This is a genomic window from Roseomonas sp. TAS13 (assembly GCF_001950415.1).
Taxonomy (GTDB): domain Bacteria; phylum Pseudomonadota; class Alphaproteobacteria; order Acetobacterales; family Acetobacteraceae; genus Roseomonas; species Roseomonas mucosa.
The window spans coordinates 1-927 of record NZ_BDLP01000721.1 but is presented as its reverse complement, the minus strand read 5'-3'; the positions used below and the strand labels follow the sequence as shown (position 1 = coordinate 927).

1 pseudogene is annotated in these 927 nt (G+C 75.3%); it reads left to right on the top strand.

Annotation, left to right across the window (positions count from 1 at the left end):
- Positions 1–927: pseudogene (locus ROTAS13_RS25110) on the top strand (lysylphosphatidylglycerol synthase domain-containing protein); the annotation flags it as partial.

The following is a 927-nucleotide window of genomic DNA, read 5'->3' as shown; positions in this document are numbered from 1 at the left end:
GGGCGTGGCCCGGGGAAAGATTCCGGACGACGAGGCGGCCGTGGTGCCGGATGCGACGGCGCCCGCCCTGGCTCCGGCCTCGCCCGGCTCCGCCTGGGGGCGGCGGCTGGCCAGGGCCCGGAACTGGCTGCTCGGCGCGGTCTTCCTGGCCCTGGCGGTTCTGGTCATCCTCGCGGTGCGAAGCCTTTCGGCCGAGCTGGACTACGATGCCGTGGTGGAGGCGCTGTCGGGCGCACGGCCGGGCGTGCTGGCGGCCGCCCTCCTCGCCACGGCGGTCAGCTATGCCAGCATGGTGGGCTATGACCGCGCGGCGCTGCGCTATGGCGCGCCCGGCACGCCGGTGCCGCTGCGCGTGGCGGCGCTGGCCTCCTTCACAGGCTTCGCGCTGAGCAACACGGTGGGCGTCGGCGCCTTCACCGGCGGCGCGGTGCGCTGGCGGATCTATACCGCGGCCGGGCTGCGGCCCTCGCAGATCACGCGCGTCATCGGCTTCATCGGCGTCTCCTTCGGGCTGGGCGTGGTGGCCGTGGGGGCGGCGGGGCTGATCGCGGGCGCGGGCCATGTGGCGGCCTGGCTGGGCACCTCGGCCGGGCTGCTGCGCGGCATCGGATGGGCGGCGCTGCTGGCCCTGGCCGGGTTCCTGGGCCTTTGCGCGCGGGGCGACACGCTCTCCCTCGGCCGCTTCGCGCTGCGCCTGCCCTCGGCGCGGCTGGCCCTGGCGCAGATGGCCGTCTCGGTGGTGGATGTCTGCGCCGCGGCCACGGTGCTCTGGGTCCTGCTGCCGGAAGGGGCGGTGGGCCTGTCCACCTTCCTGCCGATCTATGCCATCGCGCTGGCCCTGGCGCTGATCAGCCATCTGCCCGGCGGCATCGGCGTCTTCGAGGCGGTGGTGCTGCTGGCCTTCCGCGACTCGCCCGTCTCGCTGGA